Source organism: Nocardia callitridis (genome assembly GCF_039543305.1).
GTDB classification, from domain to species: Bacteria; Actinomycetota; Actinomycetes; order Mycobacteriales; family Mycobacteriaceae; genus Nocardia; species Nocardia callitridis.
On the sequence record NZ_BAABJM010000001.1, the window covers coordinates 183,871 to 199,346 of the forward strand.

The following is a 15,476-nucleotide window of genomic DNA, read 5'->3' on the forward strand; positions in this document are numbered from 1 at the left end:
CCTCAGGCCAGCTGCGCGGGCAGCACGTGCTCGCCGCCACGGTCGGTGCTCAGACACAGCGAACAGATGGTTCCTCCGGTCGCCGCGGCGGTCAGGTCGGGCCGCTCGTAGGACTCCTCGCACACCACACACGGGTAGCGGGTCGCGCTCGGATTGCCTTCGCTGTCGAGAATCGGTTCATCGATGCCGTCATCGGTGCGACGCAGGTAGTACTTGCCCCGGGTGAGCACCGCCATCAACGGCGTCAGCACCACGGCGATACCCACCGCCACCAGCGGCGAATACGGCCGCAGCTCGGCACCGAACAGTCCGAAGTAGACCGCGATGGACACCAGCGACGACGCCAGGAACGACACGACGCCCACCGGGTTCACCGCGTACAACATGCCGCGACGGAACTCCGGCTGCTTCGGCGACAATCTCAGCAGGTACTTGTTCACCAGGATGTCCGTGGCCACGGTGACCACCCACGCCATCGCGCAGTTGGAGTAGAAGCTGAGCACGTTGTTCAGGAAGCTGAACATGTCGGCCTCCATCAGGATCAGCGAGATCCCCAGATTCACCAGCACGAACACCAGTCGTCCCGGATAACGCTTGGTCACGCGGGTGAACGAGTTCGTCCAGGCCAGCGACCCCGAATAGGCGTTGGTGACATTGATCTTCACCTGGGACAGCACCACGAGCACCAGGGCCAGCGGCACGATCAGCCACGACGGCATCAGTTCCTTGAACACCCCGGTGAACTGCTCGATCGGCTCGACCGCCGCCGCGGAACCCACCGCGTCCAGAATGTAGACGGCCATGAACACACCGAGTGCCTGCTTGATCGCGCCGAACACCACCCAGCCCGGTCCGGCCATGATCATCGAGGTCCACCAGGCCCGCCGGTTGTCGGCGGTACGCGGCGGCATGAAGCGCAGGTAGTCGATCTGCTCACCGATCTGACCCATCAGCGAAAGACACACGCCCGCACCGAGCATCACCGCGGCGGTATTCAGGGCACCGCCTTCCTCGCCGCCGTAGGCGAGCCAGCGCTGCACCGAATCGGGATCTTTGACGACGAGGAACACCAGCGGCGCCACCATCAACACCAACCACAGGGGGTTGGTCCAGCTCTGGAGCTTCGCCAACGTCTTCATCCCGTAGATCACCAGCGGAATGATCACCAGCGTCGAGGCCAGATACCCCAGCCAGAGCGGCAATCCCACGGCGTAGCGCAAACCCTGCGCCATGATCGCGCCCTCGGTGGCGAAGAAGATGAAGGTGAAGCTGGCGAAGATCACGCTGGTGATCACCGAGCCGTAGTACCCGAATCCCGAACCGCGCGTGATCAAGTCGAGGTCGACGTTGTAGCGGGCGGCGTAGTAGGCCAGCGGGAACCCGGAGACGAAGATGATCAGCGCGGCGACACCGATCGCCAGCAGCGCGTTGCCCGTGCCGTGGGTGAGGCCGATGCCGGCGCCGATGGAGAAATCCGCCATGTAGGCGATGCCACCCAACGCCGAGGCGCCGACCACAGCGGGTGTCCACCGGCGGTAGCTGCGCGGCGCGAACCGCAGCGTGTAGTCCTCCAGTGTCTCCTTGGTCGAGGACTTCTTCGGCGCCGCCTCCGGTGGCGCCTGCGGCGCTGCCCCCGATGGCGCCTGCGGCGCGCTGATCCGGGTCAGGTCTTCTTCAACGGTCATCGTGGTCTCCAGAGGGTGGTGCGGAGGGAACTCGTCTTCGTCGACGTGCGGGGGTAGGCCAGCTGCTGGGAGGTGAGTGCTCGGGGCGCCGGGGTTCAGAAGGCTTCCGCGTGCATCGACATGGCCGACCACGCGCGCTGTGCTCGTTCGAGCACCACCGTCATCGACTCGCCCACGTGCTCGTGCAGTGCGCGCAGGCCCTCGCGCAACTCACCGGCGAGGACCAGTTCGGCGATCTCGATGTGCTCGGTGATCGTGGAGGTGATGCGGTCGGCGGTGAGGAAGTCGTACATCCGCACCCGCCGGATGCGCTGATTCACCGCGACCAGCGTTTCGGTGAGCGCGGGGTTGCCCGAGGACCGCGACAGTGCGGCGTGGAACTGTTCGTCGAGCACCACGAACCTCGGGTCGGGTTCCGGCGGCGCCTCCCGCAGCCGGTGCCAGTGCGCCAGCTCGCCGGAAAGGATCTCCGGATCGTGGCGCACCCCTGGGTCGTCGATCGCCCGCGCGATGCCGCGCAGTTCGAGCGTCACCCGCAACTCGTACAGGTCGCGCAGCTCACGGGGATTGGGCACGACAACGAAGAAACCGTTGTCCCTGCGTTCGATCAGGCCGTCGGACAACAGCCGGGCCAGCGCCTCGCGCACGGGCGTGCGGGAGGAACCGAACCGCTCGGCCAACGCGACCTCACCCAGGCGTTGACGCGGCGAGAGGCGTCCGTTCATCACCTCGTCGCGCAGCGAAAGATACGTCCGTTCGCGCTGCGACATATTCCGGGTGATCTCGTCGGACCGAAGCGGGTCCACTTGTGTATACAAAGCTGCGTCCACAAGCCGGAACGGTACGAACCGGGCGTTTCGTCGGCCGTTCGTCGCGGTGACGGGCGGATTGCTGCTTGTTACGAGATCCTCACCGTGCTCGTCGGCCTCGAATAACACCGTTCTGCCCCGCGATTGCGGGCCGTCCTGTCGGGCAACCGGTTCGGCGTCGCTGTCGCGCCGACGGCGAAGTGCGGCGGTGAAGATCGGGATCGCCGGCCAGAGGCGTAGATGATTTGCCTGTCGGTGGGCCTCGGTAACGTCAACAAGACTGAACAAGGGAGGTGGGGGCCGGATGACAGCACCGAGCACCGCACACCGCGGCTGGATTCGGCGGCTGTGGGCCGAGTGCAGGCGCCACAACACCACGCTCTTCGCGATCATCGCGACGCTGCTCGTCGGTGCCGCGGTGGAGGTTGTCGGCCCCTTGCTCACCAAGCGCGCGATCGACGCGGCGGGCGCGGGCGAGACATCGGTGATCGGCACCGTGGCCGCGCTGCTCGTGCTCGTCGCGCTCGGCCGCTTCGCGGCGTCCTTCGGTCGACGACTGCTGTCGGGAAAGCTATCGCTGGACGTCCAGCACACGCTGCGGGTGCGCCTGCTCGGGTCGCTGCAACGCCTCGACGGCGCCGGTCAGGACACGATTCGCACCGGTCAGGTGGTGTCGCGCTCGATCACCGATCTGCAACTGGTGCAGGGACTCATGGCGATGACGCCGCTGTCGGGCATGGCGCTACTGCAATTCGTGCTCGCCGCGGGCGTGATGGTGTGGCTGTCGCCACTGTTGGCCGTGGTCGCTCTGCTGGTGGTTCCCGCGATCGCCGTCGTGGTGCTGCGTCTGCGGCCGAAGGTGTACGCGGCCACCTGGTCGGCCCAACAGCGCGCCGCCGACGTCGCCCAGCACGTCGAGGAGACGGTGACCGGCGTTCGGGTGGTGAAAGGATTCGGTCAGGAAGCCCGCATGGTCGGGGTGCTCGAACGCCTCGGCCGCACGCTGTACGCCGAGCGCATGCGTGCCGCCGCGATCAACGCGCGCTTCACCCCGACGGTGTCGATCATCCCGCAAGCCGGGCTGGTGCTGGTGATCGCGGTCGGCGGCCTGCTCGCCCTGCACGGCTCGATCAGCGTCGGCACCTTCCTCGCCTTCGCCGCCTACGTCTCCATCATGGCGGGGACTGCGCGAACCCTGGCCGCGGTCGTCATCATGGCGCAGCTCAGTCGCGCCGCGGCCGAGCGCGTGTTCCAGGTGATCGATACCGCGCCGGTGGTCGCCGAGCCCGCCGATCCGCTCGATTTGCCGGACGGACCCCTCGGCATGGATATCGAGGACGTCACCTTCGGTTTCGACCCCGAACAGCCGGTGCTGCGCGAAGTGAACCTCCGGGTCGAGCCCGGCGAAACCGTCGCGATCATCGGCCCCGCCGGTGCGGGAAAATCCACTCTCGCGCTCCTGCTGCCGCGCTTCTACACCCCGGATTCCGGGCGAATCCGCCTCTTCGGTAACGAATCCGAGCACAGGCCAAGCGAACCATCCGCCAAAGCCGCAGCAGCCGTCGACCTCGGCGACGCACGTTCGGAGGATGTGCGCGCGGCCATCGGCGTCGTCTTCGACGACCCGTTCCTGTTCTCCGACACCATCGCCGCCAACATCGGCCTCGGCCGTCCCGAGGCCACCGACGCCGAGATCGCCGAGGCCGCACACCAGGCCGCCGCCGACGAATTCATCGCCGCGCTACCCGATGGCTACGACACCGTGGTCGGCGAACGCGGGCTCACCCTGTCCGGCGGGCAACGTCAACGCATCGCCCTGGCACGCACCCTGTTGGCGAAACCGCGCGTGCTCGTCCTCGATGACGCCACCTCCGCCGTCGACGCGGTCACCGAGGCCACGATCTTCGAACGACTCCCCGACCAGGGCGGGCGCACGACACTGATCCTCGCGCACCGCGAATCGACGCTCGCCCATGCCGATCGGGTGATCCGACTGCCCGCACCCACCGGCCACCTCGCGCGCACACCCGAGGACGTCGAGACGCGTGGCGGTTCGCGTGCCTACACCGACGGAGCCGCATTCGGTGCCGCGGCAACCGGGCTCAGCGAAACCCCCGAACTACGCCGCGCCATCGACCGACTACCCCCGGCCACCGAACAGCCGGGCCGAGACGACGCGCGTTTGCGCGCCCCTGACCCGAACTTCACGCTCACGGGCATGCTGCGCCCGGTGCGTTTACTGCTGCTGTGCGCCGTGATCCTGCTCGCCCTCGACGCGGCGATCGGTATCGCGTTTCCCCCGCTGGTGCGCTACGCACTCGACGACGGCGTGGTCGGCGCCCGGCCCGGCGTGCTCGCACGCGCGGCGTTTCTCGGTCTGCTGCTCGTGCTGATCGGCTGGCTGGTGGAAGCAACGAACACGCTGCTCACCGCGCGCACCGGCGAACGCGTGCTCTACGGCCTGCGCGTGCGCAGCTTCGCCCACCTGCAACGACTCGGCCTCGACTACTACGAACGCGAACTGTCCGGCCGCATCATGACGCGGATGACCACCGACGTCGACGCGTTGTCGACGTTCCTGCAAACCGGCGTGGCGACCACCATCATCGGCGTGCTCACCCTCGCGGGTATCGCGGTGGCACTGTTGGTCATCGATCCCTCGCTCGCGCTGATCGTGCTGGTGGCCCTGCCGGTGCTGTTGATCGCGACGGCACTGTTCCGCCGGGTTTCGCATGTCGCGTATACCGTGTCGCGCGAACATATTTCGACGGTGAACGCGGATTTCCAGGAGAATGTCAGCGGACTGCGCGCGGTGCAGGCCAACCGGCACGAGCCGAGATCGGCGCGGCGCTTCGCCGAATACTCGCAGCGGTATCGCACCAGCAGGTTGCGGGCGCAGCGGGCGATCGCGCTGTACTTCGCCTTCGTCTCCGCGTGGGCCGATCTCGCGCTGGCACTGGTGGTGTTCTTCGGTGCGCGCGAGGTGGCCTCCGGCGCGACCAGCACCGGAACGCTGGTGGCCTTCGTGCTGTATCTGCAATTGCTTTTCGCGCCGATCCTGCAGCTGTCCCAGGTCTTCGACGGGTATCAGCAGGCGGTGGTCGGGCTGCGCAGGATCGGCGCGCTGCTGCGCACGCCGTCGTCACTGGCTGCCGATCGGACCGACGCCGTGCCCATCGAGGGGCGCCTGCACGGCGAAGTGGGCTTCGAGGACGTGCGGTTTCAGTACGCGGGCAGCAGCGCGTTCGCCCTCGACGGTGTGTCTGTGCGCATCCCCGCCGGTTCGACGCTGGCGCTGGTCGGACCCACCGGCGCGGGCAAGTCGACGATCGTCAAGCTGCTCGCGCGGCTCTACGACCTGCCGCCGCGCGGAGACGACAGGGCCGCCAACGCGATTCGCGTCGACGGTGTCGACATTCGCGATTATCGCCTCGACGAGTACCGTGCGCGACTCGGTGTCGTCCCGCAGGAAGCGCACTTGTTCACCGGCGATGTGGCCAGCAATATCGCCTTCGGCAACCCGTCGGCTACCGAGCAGGAGATCGCCGATGCGGCCGCGGCGGTCGGTGCCGGCGACATGATCGCCACCTTGCCGTACGGCATGCGCCAACCCGTCGGCGAGCGCGGGCGCGGGCTCTCTGCCGGTCAGCGTCAGCTGATCGCGCTCGCGCGCGCCGAACTCGTCCGCCCCGATCTGCTGCTGCTCGACGAGGCCACCGCCACCCTCGATCCCGACACCGAGACGGCGGTATTGACCGCGAGCCGATCGCTGAGCCGAGGGCGGACAACGGTGGTAGTCGCGCACCGGCTCGGCACAGCGGCTAGAGCGGATCGGATCGCTGTCGTAGAATACGGACAAATCACCGAAATCGGTCCACATGCCGAATTGCTCGCCGCGGGCGGACCATATAGCCGACTGTGGGCAGCGGCACGCGAGAGTGGGGGAATATTGTCGGACACTGACGAGTCCTCACCTATGGGGGCAGGTCTGTCCGGTGGTCAGTAGATCCGTCGGTTTGCCGCTGGGCCTATCCTCGGATAGGGCACATCGGCGCGTATCCGCTGATCGCCGTGCCGGGCACGTCACAAACGTCGCAGCGCGAAGAACGAAAAGAGGCGAACACCTGCTGTGAGCAGCTCAACTTCCCAGTTCGGACAGAACCAGTGGTTAGTCGACGAGATGTACCAAAAGTACAAAAAGGATCCCTCCTCGGTCGACCGGAGTTGGCACGAGTTCTTGGCCGACTACACCCCTGAAGCCACCGGCGACAGCCAGAGCGCTGCGGCCGCGACCGCTCCCGCGCAGGCGCCGACCCCGGCTCAGGCACCCGCGGCAGGCAATGGCGCCACCGCTCCCACCCCCAGCGCATCCACCCCTGCCCCCGCGCAGCCGAGGCCAGCCACGCCAGCACCGGCGGCCCCGGCACCCGCGAAGCAGGTGCCCGCCGACACCTCGGCGCGCAAGCCACAGACCACCCCCGCGCCGACCTCCAATGCGGCACCGACCTCCGGTGCCCCGAAATCCGCCGAACCCGCCGACGAGGCGAAAGTACTGCGCGGTGCGGCGGCAGCCGTGGCCAAGAACATGGCCGCTTCGCTGACCATCCCGACCGCGACCAGCGTGCGCGCCATTCCGGCGAAGCTGATGATCGACAATCGTCTCGTCATCAACAACCACCTCGCACGCACCCGTGGCGGCAAGATCTCCTTCACCCACCTGCTCGGCTACGCGATCGTGCAGGCGGTCAAGGCGTTCCCGAACATGAACCGCCACTTCGCCGAGGTGGACGGCAAACCCAACGCGATCACCCCCGCGCACACCAACCTCGGCCTCGCCATCGACCTGGCGGGCAAGGACGGTAGCCGTTCACTCGTCGTCGCCGCCATCAAGGGCACCGAGGCGATGACCTTCGCGCAGTTCCACACCGCCTACGAGGACATCGTGCGGCGCGCGCGCGAAGGCAAGCTCACCGCCACCGATTTCGCGGGCGTCACGATCTCGCTCACCAACCCGGGCACCATCGGCACCGTGCACTCCGTGCCGCGGCTGATGCCCGGTCAGGGCGCGATCATCGGCGCGGGCGCCATGGAGTTCCCCGCGGAGTTCCAGGGCATGAGCGACGAGCGCATCAACGACATCGGTGTCGGCAAGCTGATGACGCTCACCTCCACCTACGACCACCGCATCATCCAGGGCGCGGAGTCGGGTGACTTCCTGCGCACCATCCACAACCTGCTGATCTCCGACGAGTTCTACGACGAGATCTTCCACGGCCTCGGCGTGCCGTACGAGCCGATCCGCTGGCGCAAGGACATTCGCGAACGCGGTGTCGACAAGAGCGCCAGGGTGCTCGAGATGATCGCGGCCTACCGCAACCGCGGTCACCTGATGGCCGACACCGATCCGCTGCGCCTGGTGAAGGACAAGTTCCGCAGCCACCCGGACCTGGATGTCACCCAGCACGGGCTCACCCTGTGGGATCTGGACCGCAGCTTCAACGTCGCGGGCTTCCATGGCCAGGAGCGAATGAAGCTGCGCGAGGTGCTCTCGGTACTGCGCGACGCCTACTGCCGCCACGTCGGTGTCGAGTACACCCACATCCTGGAAACCGAACAGCAGCAGTGGATTCAGGAGCGGGTCGAACAGACACACGTAAAACCGACCGTCGCGCAACAGAAGTACATCCTGAACCGACTCAACGCCGCCGAGGCGTTCGAGACCTTCTTGCAGACCAAATACGTTGGCCAGAAGCGGTTCTCGCTGGAAGGCGCGGAGACCGTCATTCCGATGATGGACGCCACGATCGACCAGTGCGCCGAATACGGCCACGACGAGGTCGTCATCGGCATGCCACACCGCGGCCGGTTGAACGTGCTCGCCAATATCGTCGGCAAGCCGTACTCGAAGATCTTCACCGAGTTCGAAGGCAATATGAACCCGGCCGGCGCGCACGGCTCCGGCGACGTGAAGTACCACCTCGGCGCCAACGGCACCTACCTGCAAATGTTCGGCGACAACGAGATCGAGGTCTCGCTCACCGCGAACCCCTCGCACCTCGAGGCTGTCGACCCGGTACTGGAGGGCCTGGTTCGCGCCAAGCAGGACCTGCTCGACAAGGGCGACGGCGAAGAGGGCTACTCCGTGGTCCCGCTGATGCTGCACGGTGACGCGGCCTTCGCCGGCCAGGGTGTGGTCGCCGAGACGCTGAACCTCTCGGGTCTGCGTGGATACCGGGTCGGCGGCACCATCCACATCGTGGTGAACAACCAGATCGGGTTCACCACCGCACCGGAGAACAGCCGCTCCACCGAATACTCCACCGACATCGCGAAGTTCATCGGCGCGCCGATCTTCCACGTCAACGGCGACGACCCGGAGGCGTGCGACTGGGTAGCCCGCCTCGCGGTCGACTTCAAGCAGAAGTTCCGCAAGGACGTCGTAATCGACATGATCTGCTACCGCCGTCGCGGTCACAACGAGGGCGACGACCCCTCGATGACCCAGCCGTACATGTACGACGTCATCGACACCAAGCGCTCGGTGCGCAAGGCATACACCGAGAGCCTGATCGGCCGTGGCGACATCTCGCTGAAGGAGGCCGAGGACGCGCTGCGCGACTACCAGGGCCAACTGGAGCGGGTGTTCAACGAGGTCCGTGAGCTGGAGAAGTACACACCGGAGCCGAGTGAATCGGTCGAGGACGATCAGCAGGTGCCCGCCACCGTGCAGACCGCCGTCGACAAGTCGATCCTGCAACGCGTCGGCGATGCCTTCCTGAACGTGCCGGACGGGTTCAATGTGCACCCGAGGGTCAAGCCGGTGCTGGAGAAGCGTCGCGAGATGGCCTACGAGGGCAAGGTGGACTGGGCGTTCGCCGAGCTGCTCGCCTTCGGCACCCTGATCGACGAGGGGCGCGCGGTGCGCCTGACCGGTCAGGACACCCGTCGCGGCACCTTCACCCAGCGGCACTCGGTGATCATCGACCGCAAAACGGCCGAGGAGTACACCCCGCTGCACAACATCGGCAGCGAGAACCCCGGCTGGTTCGCGGTGCACGATTCGGCGCTGAGCGAGTACGCGGCGGTCGGCTTCGAATACGGCTACTCGCTGGGCAACCCGAACGCGTTGGTGTTGTGGGAGGCGCAGTTCGGCGACTTCGTCAACGGCGCGCAGTCGATCATCGACGAGTTCATCTCCTCCGGTGAGGCCAAGTGGGGTCAGCTCTCCGATGTCGTGCTGCTGTTGCCGCACGGTCACGAAGGGCAGGGTCCCGACCACACCTCCGGTCGGATCGAGCGCTTCCTGCAGCTGTGCGCGGAGGGTTCGATGATGGTCGCGGTCCCCTCGACCCCGGCGAACTACTTCCACCTGCTGCGTCGCCACGCACTGGACGGCATCCGTCGTCCGCTGATCGTCTTCACCCCGAAGTCGATGCTGCGCAACAAGGCCGTGGTGTCGGACGTGAAGGACTTCACCGAGAGCAAGTTCCGCTCGGTCTTCGATGAACCCGCCTACGAGCAGGGCACCGGCGACCGCAGCAAGGTGAAGCGGATCGCGCTGACCAGTGGCAAGCTCTACTACGAGCTGGCGGCGGAGAAGGCCAAGCAGAAGCGCGAGGATGTGGCGCTGGTCCGGGTCGAGCAGCTCTACCCGCTGCCGAAGTTCCGCCTGAACGAGGCGCTGTCGAGCTACCCGAACGCCACCGACATCGTGTGGGTCCAGGAAGAACCGGCCAACCAGGGCGCATGGCCCTTCTTCGGCCTGAACCTCCCGGACATCCTGCCCGCGCACCTGCGCAACCTGCGCCGCATCTCGCGGCGCGCCATGTCGGCCCCGTCCTCGGGTTCGAGCAAGGTGCACGCGGTGGAGCAGGCGGAGATCGTCGCGGAGACCTTCGCGCCGACGGAGTAGGCACTGACAGCACTCGAAACGCCGGGTGAATCCCCTCTCGCGGAGGGTGATTCACCCGGCGTTCGGGTTTTCGGGGTCCGTCAGTCGAAGTGCCCGCTGTGCGCGATCCGCGATTTCAGCTTCGCCAGCGCACGGTGTTGCGCCACGCGCACGGCACCGGCGGTGCTGTCCACGGCGGCCGCGGTTTCTTCGGCCGACAAACCCATCACCAAGCGCATGATCAGGATCTCCCGATGCTTCTCCGGGAGCGTCTCGAGCAGCTGAGTCATCTGCCTGCTCGTCTCGGACTCGAGCGCCCGCTGTTCCGGGCCGTGCTCGACAGAGACGACATCGGGTACATCCGCCACCGCATCCGACTTGTTGCGCGCGGCATTGCGATGCGCGTCGGCGACCTTGTGCGAGGCGATCCCGTAGACGAAGGCCATAAAGGGCCTGCCCTGATCCTGATACCGGGGCAAGGCGGTCATCACGGCCAGACATACCTCCTGCGCGACATCGTCGGCGGAATACTGTCCGCGCTCACCCGCACCGATCCGCGACCGGCAGTAGCGCACGACCAGTGGCCGAACCGTCGCGAGCACCTGACTCAGCGCGGCCCTGTCGCCCTGCGCCGCGGCCGCGACCACAAGGTCGAGACCTTCGACAGCGGTGCTGGACGGTCGGGTCGGCCGCCCACCGGACGGTGTCGGCTCGACAGCGCGCGGCACACCCCACGCGACACTGTGTGGCCGCGCCCCCGCACCATGATCAACCTCACCCCGCCCAACCCCCCTACCTGAAACCCCTCGTCCCGCACCATTTTCCAGCTCCCTGGACACGACAAAACGCGGCCAGACAACGCCGAGTAGATCCCCGCCCCTCCGACGCGGACGCGCCCGGTCGAGCGCGGGCGCGCCGCGAAACGCCCTGCCCGTCCCGGCGTCAACCACCGCCGGAGCCCTCAGCAGAGCAAACTCCCACCACTGCACCACACGGACCTTCCGCCGAAACCTGCCGAACCTTCCATTATCGCGCACCAACGATGCGAAAGACAGACGCGACCTCCCCACCAAACACCCCCCACCCCAACTCCACCAGCCACGAATTACAGGGCCCCTCGTCCCCACCAAGATCAACAGGACACCCGGGTGTCATTGCGAGCGAACTGCGGTGGAAATGTCCTGTTGATCTTGGTGTGTCCTTTTGGGGTTGAAACTGACGTAACGTCAGGTCATAGCGTTGGCGTATCGGCTCGGCTTGGGCCGGTGAAGGTTCGAAGGGATGGTCGTGATGGGCGAGGTGAAGGTGGGGGTGTTGGCCGCGGAATCGGGCCTCACCGTGCGGACACTGCATCATTACGACCGGATCGGTCTCGTCAGCCCGTCTTCGCGCACGGCGTCGGGGCACCGGCTGTATGTCGACACCGATATCGAGCGGCTCTATCGGGTCGCCGCTCTACGGCAGCTCGGGCTGCCGCTGGAGGTGATCGGCGACCTGCTCGATGACGTGTTGTCGCTTCGGGAGGTGCTGGCCAAGCAGCAGGCCTACCTCGCCGACCAGATCAGCGAACTCACGCGCGTGAAGTCGACGGTCGACCTGATGCTCGCCGATTCGAGTTCCCCCCGAACATCGGACCTTCTCGATGTGATGCGAAAGGTGAACGGCATGGCCGACACATTCTCGAAGTACTTCGACGCCGACCAGATGGCGCGATTGGCCCAGCGCCGCACCGAGATCGGCGAGGACGAGATCAAACGCGTCGAACAGGCGTGGCCCGATCTCATCGCCCGAGTCGATGCGGCGATAGCGGCCGACTTGGACCCGACCTCCGACCAGGCCCGCGCATTGGCCGACGAATGGATGGGCCTGCTGCACCAGTTCCACGGCGGCGACGACAGCCTCCGCGACTCGCTGTACCGCATGCAGTCGGAGAACACCGAACAAATCCAAGCCGAACACGGCGGCCCCTCCCCCGCGTCCATGCAGTTCATCCAGGCTGTGCAGGCCGCTCGGCCGCAGTAGGCGAACCACGTGCGGCCCCGGCAAGGTCGGGGCCGCACCGCACTCATGCCCGTTGCGGCACGGGAGAACTCAGCGAGCGCACGAAGATCCCGCTGAACAGTGATCGCCGCGTCCGGCCCGAGGATTCGATACGACATCCTCACTTCGCTGTAATCATTTGTCACGCAACCGCTTTCATAGACGCTGCGAATAACCCCGGCTACGATCGAAGTGAAGATCGTCGAATTGTGGCCTATCGCAGGGGGATAGCCGTGGTCAATATTGCCTTTGAACAGCGCCGCCAATGGGTCGAGCGACAGCTCGGCGGCTTGGCATTCCTCTCCGCCACCCACCGCCGATTCCTGTCGATACCGTTGATGCGCAGCGGTTGGCACGTGCTGGTCGAACGACAGGACTCGGCCCCGCCGTCGGACCGCGCGTGGGCGTTCGCCATCGGCCCCGGCGGAGTCTTCGCGCTCGTCTGCACCGAAACTGTTCCGGACGAACATCGGATTCGGCGCATGCGCGTCCGAGCCGAGGAAGTCTTCGGCAATCTCATGGTCGATCGCAACCGCTACGTCCCCCACATGATCGATCTGGTTCTGCTGTTGCCGAGGGCCGTGCCGACGGCAGCGGAATCGTCGTTCAGCACTGCGGATCTGACCACGCTGCCCGGCATGCTGTTCGGTGGCGAAGCGAGGCTGTCGCGCCAGCATGCCCGCATCGTCGCTACCCGCGCGGCCGATCGCCACACCTGGGCCGAGCTGATTTCGAGCGATTCCGCACCCAGCAACCAGCCCGCCACCGCCGATGCGCTGTTCGGGGCGGGAGAACTCCGCGATGACGAGCGCACGAAGGCCCTGACCCGACCCTTCAGCGAGTGGATGACGTTCCTCGATCCTGGTCAACTAGAACTGGTGCACCGCAATTTCAACGGTCCCGCGCGCTTCAGTGGGCCCGCGGGAACCGGCAAAACCGTGGTGGCGCTGCATCGAATGGCTCGATTTGCCAAGCACTCGCCCGGCAGGATGCTGTTCACCAGCTTCGTGAAAACACTGCCGACCTATCACAAATCCGGCTTCCTTCAGCTGGCACCGCATGCCGAAGACCGAGCGGAGTTCCTCGGCTTGCACGCCTGGACCAAGCGGCTACTCCACGAACGTCACGTCACCTTCGTCGATCCGGACGTCGCGGCGATCAAAACCGCGTTCAGCCGGGCCTGGCTCGACACCGGCCGCGACCATCTCGCTGCCATCGAGCCGAGTCCGACGTATTGGGAGGACGAGATCCACCGTGTCATCAAAGGCCGCGGGATCACCGATGTGGAGCAGTACAAACGCATCGACCGCACCGGACGCAACCGCATCCCATTGGACGGCCAGCGTCGAGAAATCTTGTGGCGCACACTGTTCGAGCCATACCAGCGCAATCTTCGCAAACGCGGCTTCGATGACTTCAGCGACGTCGTCGCGAAGGCGATCGCCGAACTACGCGCCGCGCCGCTCGATGACCCGTATGGCCTGGTCGTCGTCGACGAGGTCCAGGATTTCACCCTCATGGAGTTACGCCTCGTCCACCAGATCGCCGGTGGTGAGCCGAGCGCCCCGCTGATACTCGTCGGCGACGGCCAACAACAGGTGTATCCGGGCGGCTGGCGCCTCTCCGACGCCGGTATCCCCATCGTCGGCCGCGGCGCGGTGCTGCGCACCAACTACCGCAACCGAAAGGCCGTCCACGACTACGCCAAGCAGGTCGATGCCACCAACTCCGTCGACGACCTCGACGGCGCCCCCGGATTCGTCCTGCGCGACACCGAAGTAGTACTCCCCGGTGGCATCGCCACCTCACACACCTTCCCCCGTCGAGAAGCGCACACACAGCTGGTGCAGGCGATCACCGACTCCAACCTGCCCTGGTCGGACATCGCGGTGATCACCACAACGAACAGCCAGGCGACGCGCTTCACCGCCGCATTACGACGCGCCGACATCCCGACCGTATCGCTCGAGCGCTTCGACGGCACGCAGCGCGATGTGGTGAAGGTCGGCACCGTGCACCGCGCCAAAGGAATGGACTTTCCCGCCGTCTTCCATGTCACGGAAGCACCCACCGCACCCGTCGCCGAACTCACCGGCGGTCAGCGCGACCGGGCGGAGCTGACCGGACGACAGACGATGGTGGCGCTCACGCGGGCGCGGGACTATATCTGGGTGGGATTCACGCGCGACTGAGCGCCGACCGCACGCACGGAACAATCCCGGTCACCGTGTCCGTTGTAGGAGTGGACGACAATGGCGGCGCGTCGCGCGAATCAGCAGAATCCCGCGCGCACGGGCCGCGCTACCGGCAGGACAACACTTCACCAAGGAGGACGCGGTGACCAACACACGGACGGCAATTCTGGCCGGTGGCTGCTTCTGGGGTATGCAGGATCTGATCCGGAAGCGGCCGGGTGTGCTGTCGACGCGGGTCGGTTACACGGGCGGCAGCAACGACAACCCCAATTACCGCAACCACCCCGGTCACGCCGAGGCTGTAGAGATCGTCTACGACCCCACCGTCACCGATTACCGCGCACTGCTGGAATTCCTGTTCCAGATCCACGACCCGACCACCAAGGACCGTCAAGGCAACGACGTCGGTTCCGCCTACCGCTCGGCGATCTTCTACCTCGACGACGAGCAGAAGCGCGTAGCCATCGACACCATCGCCGACGTAGAAGCCTCCGGCCTGTGGCCGGGCAAGGTCGTCACCGAGGTGACCCCCGCGAGCACGTTCTGGGAAGCCGAACCCGAGCACCAGGACTACCTCCAGCACTACCCCACCGGCTACACCTGTCACTACCCGCGCCCGAACTGGAAGCTCCCGAAGCGCGAAACCGCTTCGCAGTAACCACTTCCACCACAGCTGGCCCGAGCCTCCGCTCGGGCCAGCTGTTTTCGGCCTACTGGGGCCAGATCGGGGTGACCGTCGTCGGCCGCCACGTCTTCGACATGACGGATGACTGGGACGGGAAGCCTCCGGGCGGGATGGACCACGTAGTCGTCGTGACACACCGGCCGGCACCCGAGGGCTGGGACTCGCAGGTGT

At 66.3% G+C, this 15,476-nt stretch carries 8 protein-coding genes and 1 pseudogene; 6 read left to right on the forward strand and 3 right to left on the reverse strand.

What is annotated here, in order from left to right:
- Positions 1–2: 2 nt before the first annotated feature.
- The gene (locus ABEA50_RS00765; RefSeq protein ID WP_345492993.1) at positions 3–1,685 is read right to left on the reverse strand and encodes a purine-cytosine permease family protein; all 1,683 of its coding nucleotides are present in this window, start codon (positions 1,683–1,685) and stop codon (positions 3–5) included.
- Positions 1,686–1,780: 95 nt separating this feature from the next.
- Positions 1,781–2,455 (reverse strand): GntR family transcriptional regulator, encoded by a 675-nt coding sequence (locus tag ABEA50_RS00770; RefSeq protein ID WP_345492994.1) that lies wholly within the window; start codon positions 2,453–2,455, stop codon positions 1,781–1,783.
- Between the two features lie 343 nt (positions 2,456–2,798).
- On the opposite strand from ABEA50_RS00770, the gene ABEA50_RS00775 reads away from it, so the two are divergent.
- Complete coding sequence (locus ABEA50_RS00775) at positions 2,799–6,500, forward strand: ABC transporter ATP-binding protein (protein WP_345492995.1); 3,702 nt, start codon at positions 2,799–2,801, stop codon at positions 6,498–6,500.
- Positions 6,501–6,674: 174 nt separating this feature from the next.
- The gene (locus ABEA50_RS00780; protein ID WP_425577558.1) at positions 6,675–10,406 is read left to right on the forward strand and encodes a multifunctional oxoglutarate decarboxylase/oxoglutarate dehydrogenase thiamine pyrophosphate-binding subunit/dihydrolipoyllysine-residue succinyltransferase subunit; all 3,732 of its coding nucleotides are present in this window, start codon (positions 6,675–6,677) and stop codon (positions 10,404–10,406) included.
- A gap of 80 nt (positions 10,407–10,486) precedes the next feature.
- Here the strand turns inward: ABEA50_RS00780 and ABEA50_RS00785 are convergent, their stop codons facing one another.
- Positions 10,487–11,113, reverse strand: coding sequence for a sigma-70 family RNA polymerase sigma factor (locus ABEA50_RS00785; protein WP_345492997.1), 627 nt, complete (start codon positions 11,111–11,113; stop codon positions 10,487–10,489).
- 553 nt (positions 11,114–11,666) lie between these two features.
- On the opposite strand from ABEA50_RS00785, the gene ABEA50_RS00790 reads away from it, so the two are divergent.
- The 4 genes and pseudogenes from ABEA50_RS00790 to ABEA50_RS00805 form a co-directional block, all read left to right on the forward strand.
- On the forward strand, positions 11,667–12,407 hold the full coding sequence (locus ABEA50_RS00790; RefSeq protein WP_345492998.1) for a MerR family transcriptional regulator: 741 nt from the start codon (positions 11,667–11,669) through the stop codon (positions 12,405–12,407).
- Between the two features lie 227 nt (positions 12,408–12,634).
- Complete coding sequence (locus ABEA50_RS00795) at positions 12,635–14,617, forward strand: UvrD-helicase domain-containing protein (protein WP_345492999.1); 1,983 nt, start codon at positions 12,635–12,637, stop codon at positions 14,615–14,617.
- 145 nt (positions 14,618–14,762) lie between these two features.
- Complete coding sequence (gene msrA, locus ABEA50_RS00800; protein WP_345493000.1) at positions 14,763–15,278, forward strand: peptide-methionine (S)-S-oxide reductase MsrA; 516 nt, start codon at positions 14,763–14,765, stop codon at positions 15,276–15,278.
- A 53-nt stretch (positions 15,279–15,331) separates the two neighbouring features.
- A pseudogene (locus tag ABEA50_RS00805) lies at positions 15,332–15,472 on the forward strand (dihydrofolate reductase); the annotation flags it as partial.
- Positions 15,473–15,476 lie beyond the last annotated feature (4 nt).

Coding starts and splice junctions, on each gene's coding strand:
- ABEA50_RS00765 (WP_345492993.1), bottom strand. CDS start 1,685: ATGACCGTTGAAGAAGACCTGACCCGGATCAGCGCGCCGCAGGCGCCA.
- ABEA50_RS00790 (WP_345492998.1), top strand. CDS start 11,667: ATGGTCGTGATGGGCGAGGTGAAGGTGGGGGTGTTGGCCGCGGAATCG.
- ABEA50_RS00770 (WP_345492994.1), bottom strand. CDS start 2,455: ATGTCGCAGCGCGAACGGACGTATCTTTCGCTGCGCGACGAGGTGATG.
- ABEA50_RS00780 (WP_425577558.1), top strand. CDS start 6,675: ATGTACCAAAAGTACAAAAAGGATCCCTCCTCGGTCGACCGGAGTTGG.
- ABEA50_RS00775 (WP_345492995.1), top strand. CDS start 2,799: ATGACAGCACCGAGCACCGCACACCGCGGCTGGATTCGGCGGCTGTGG.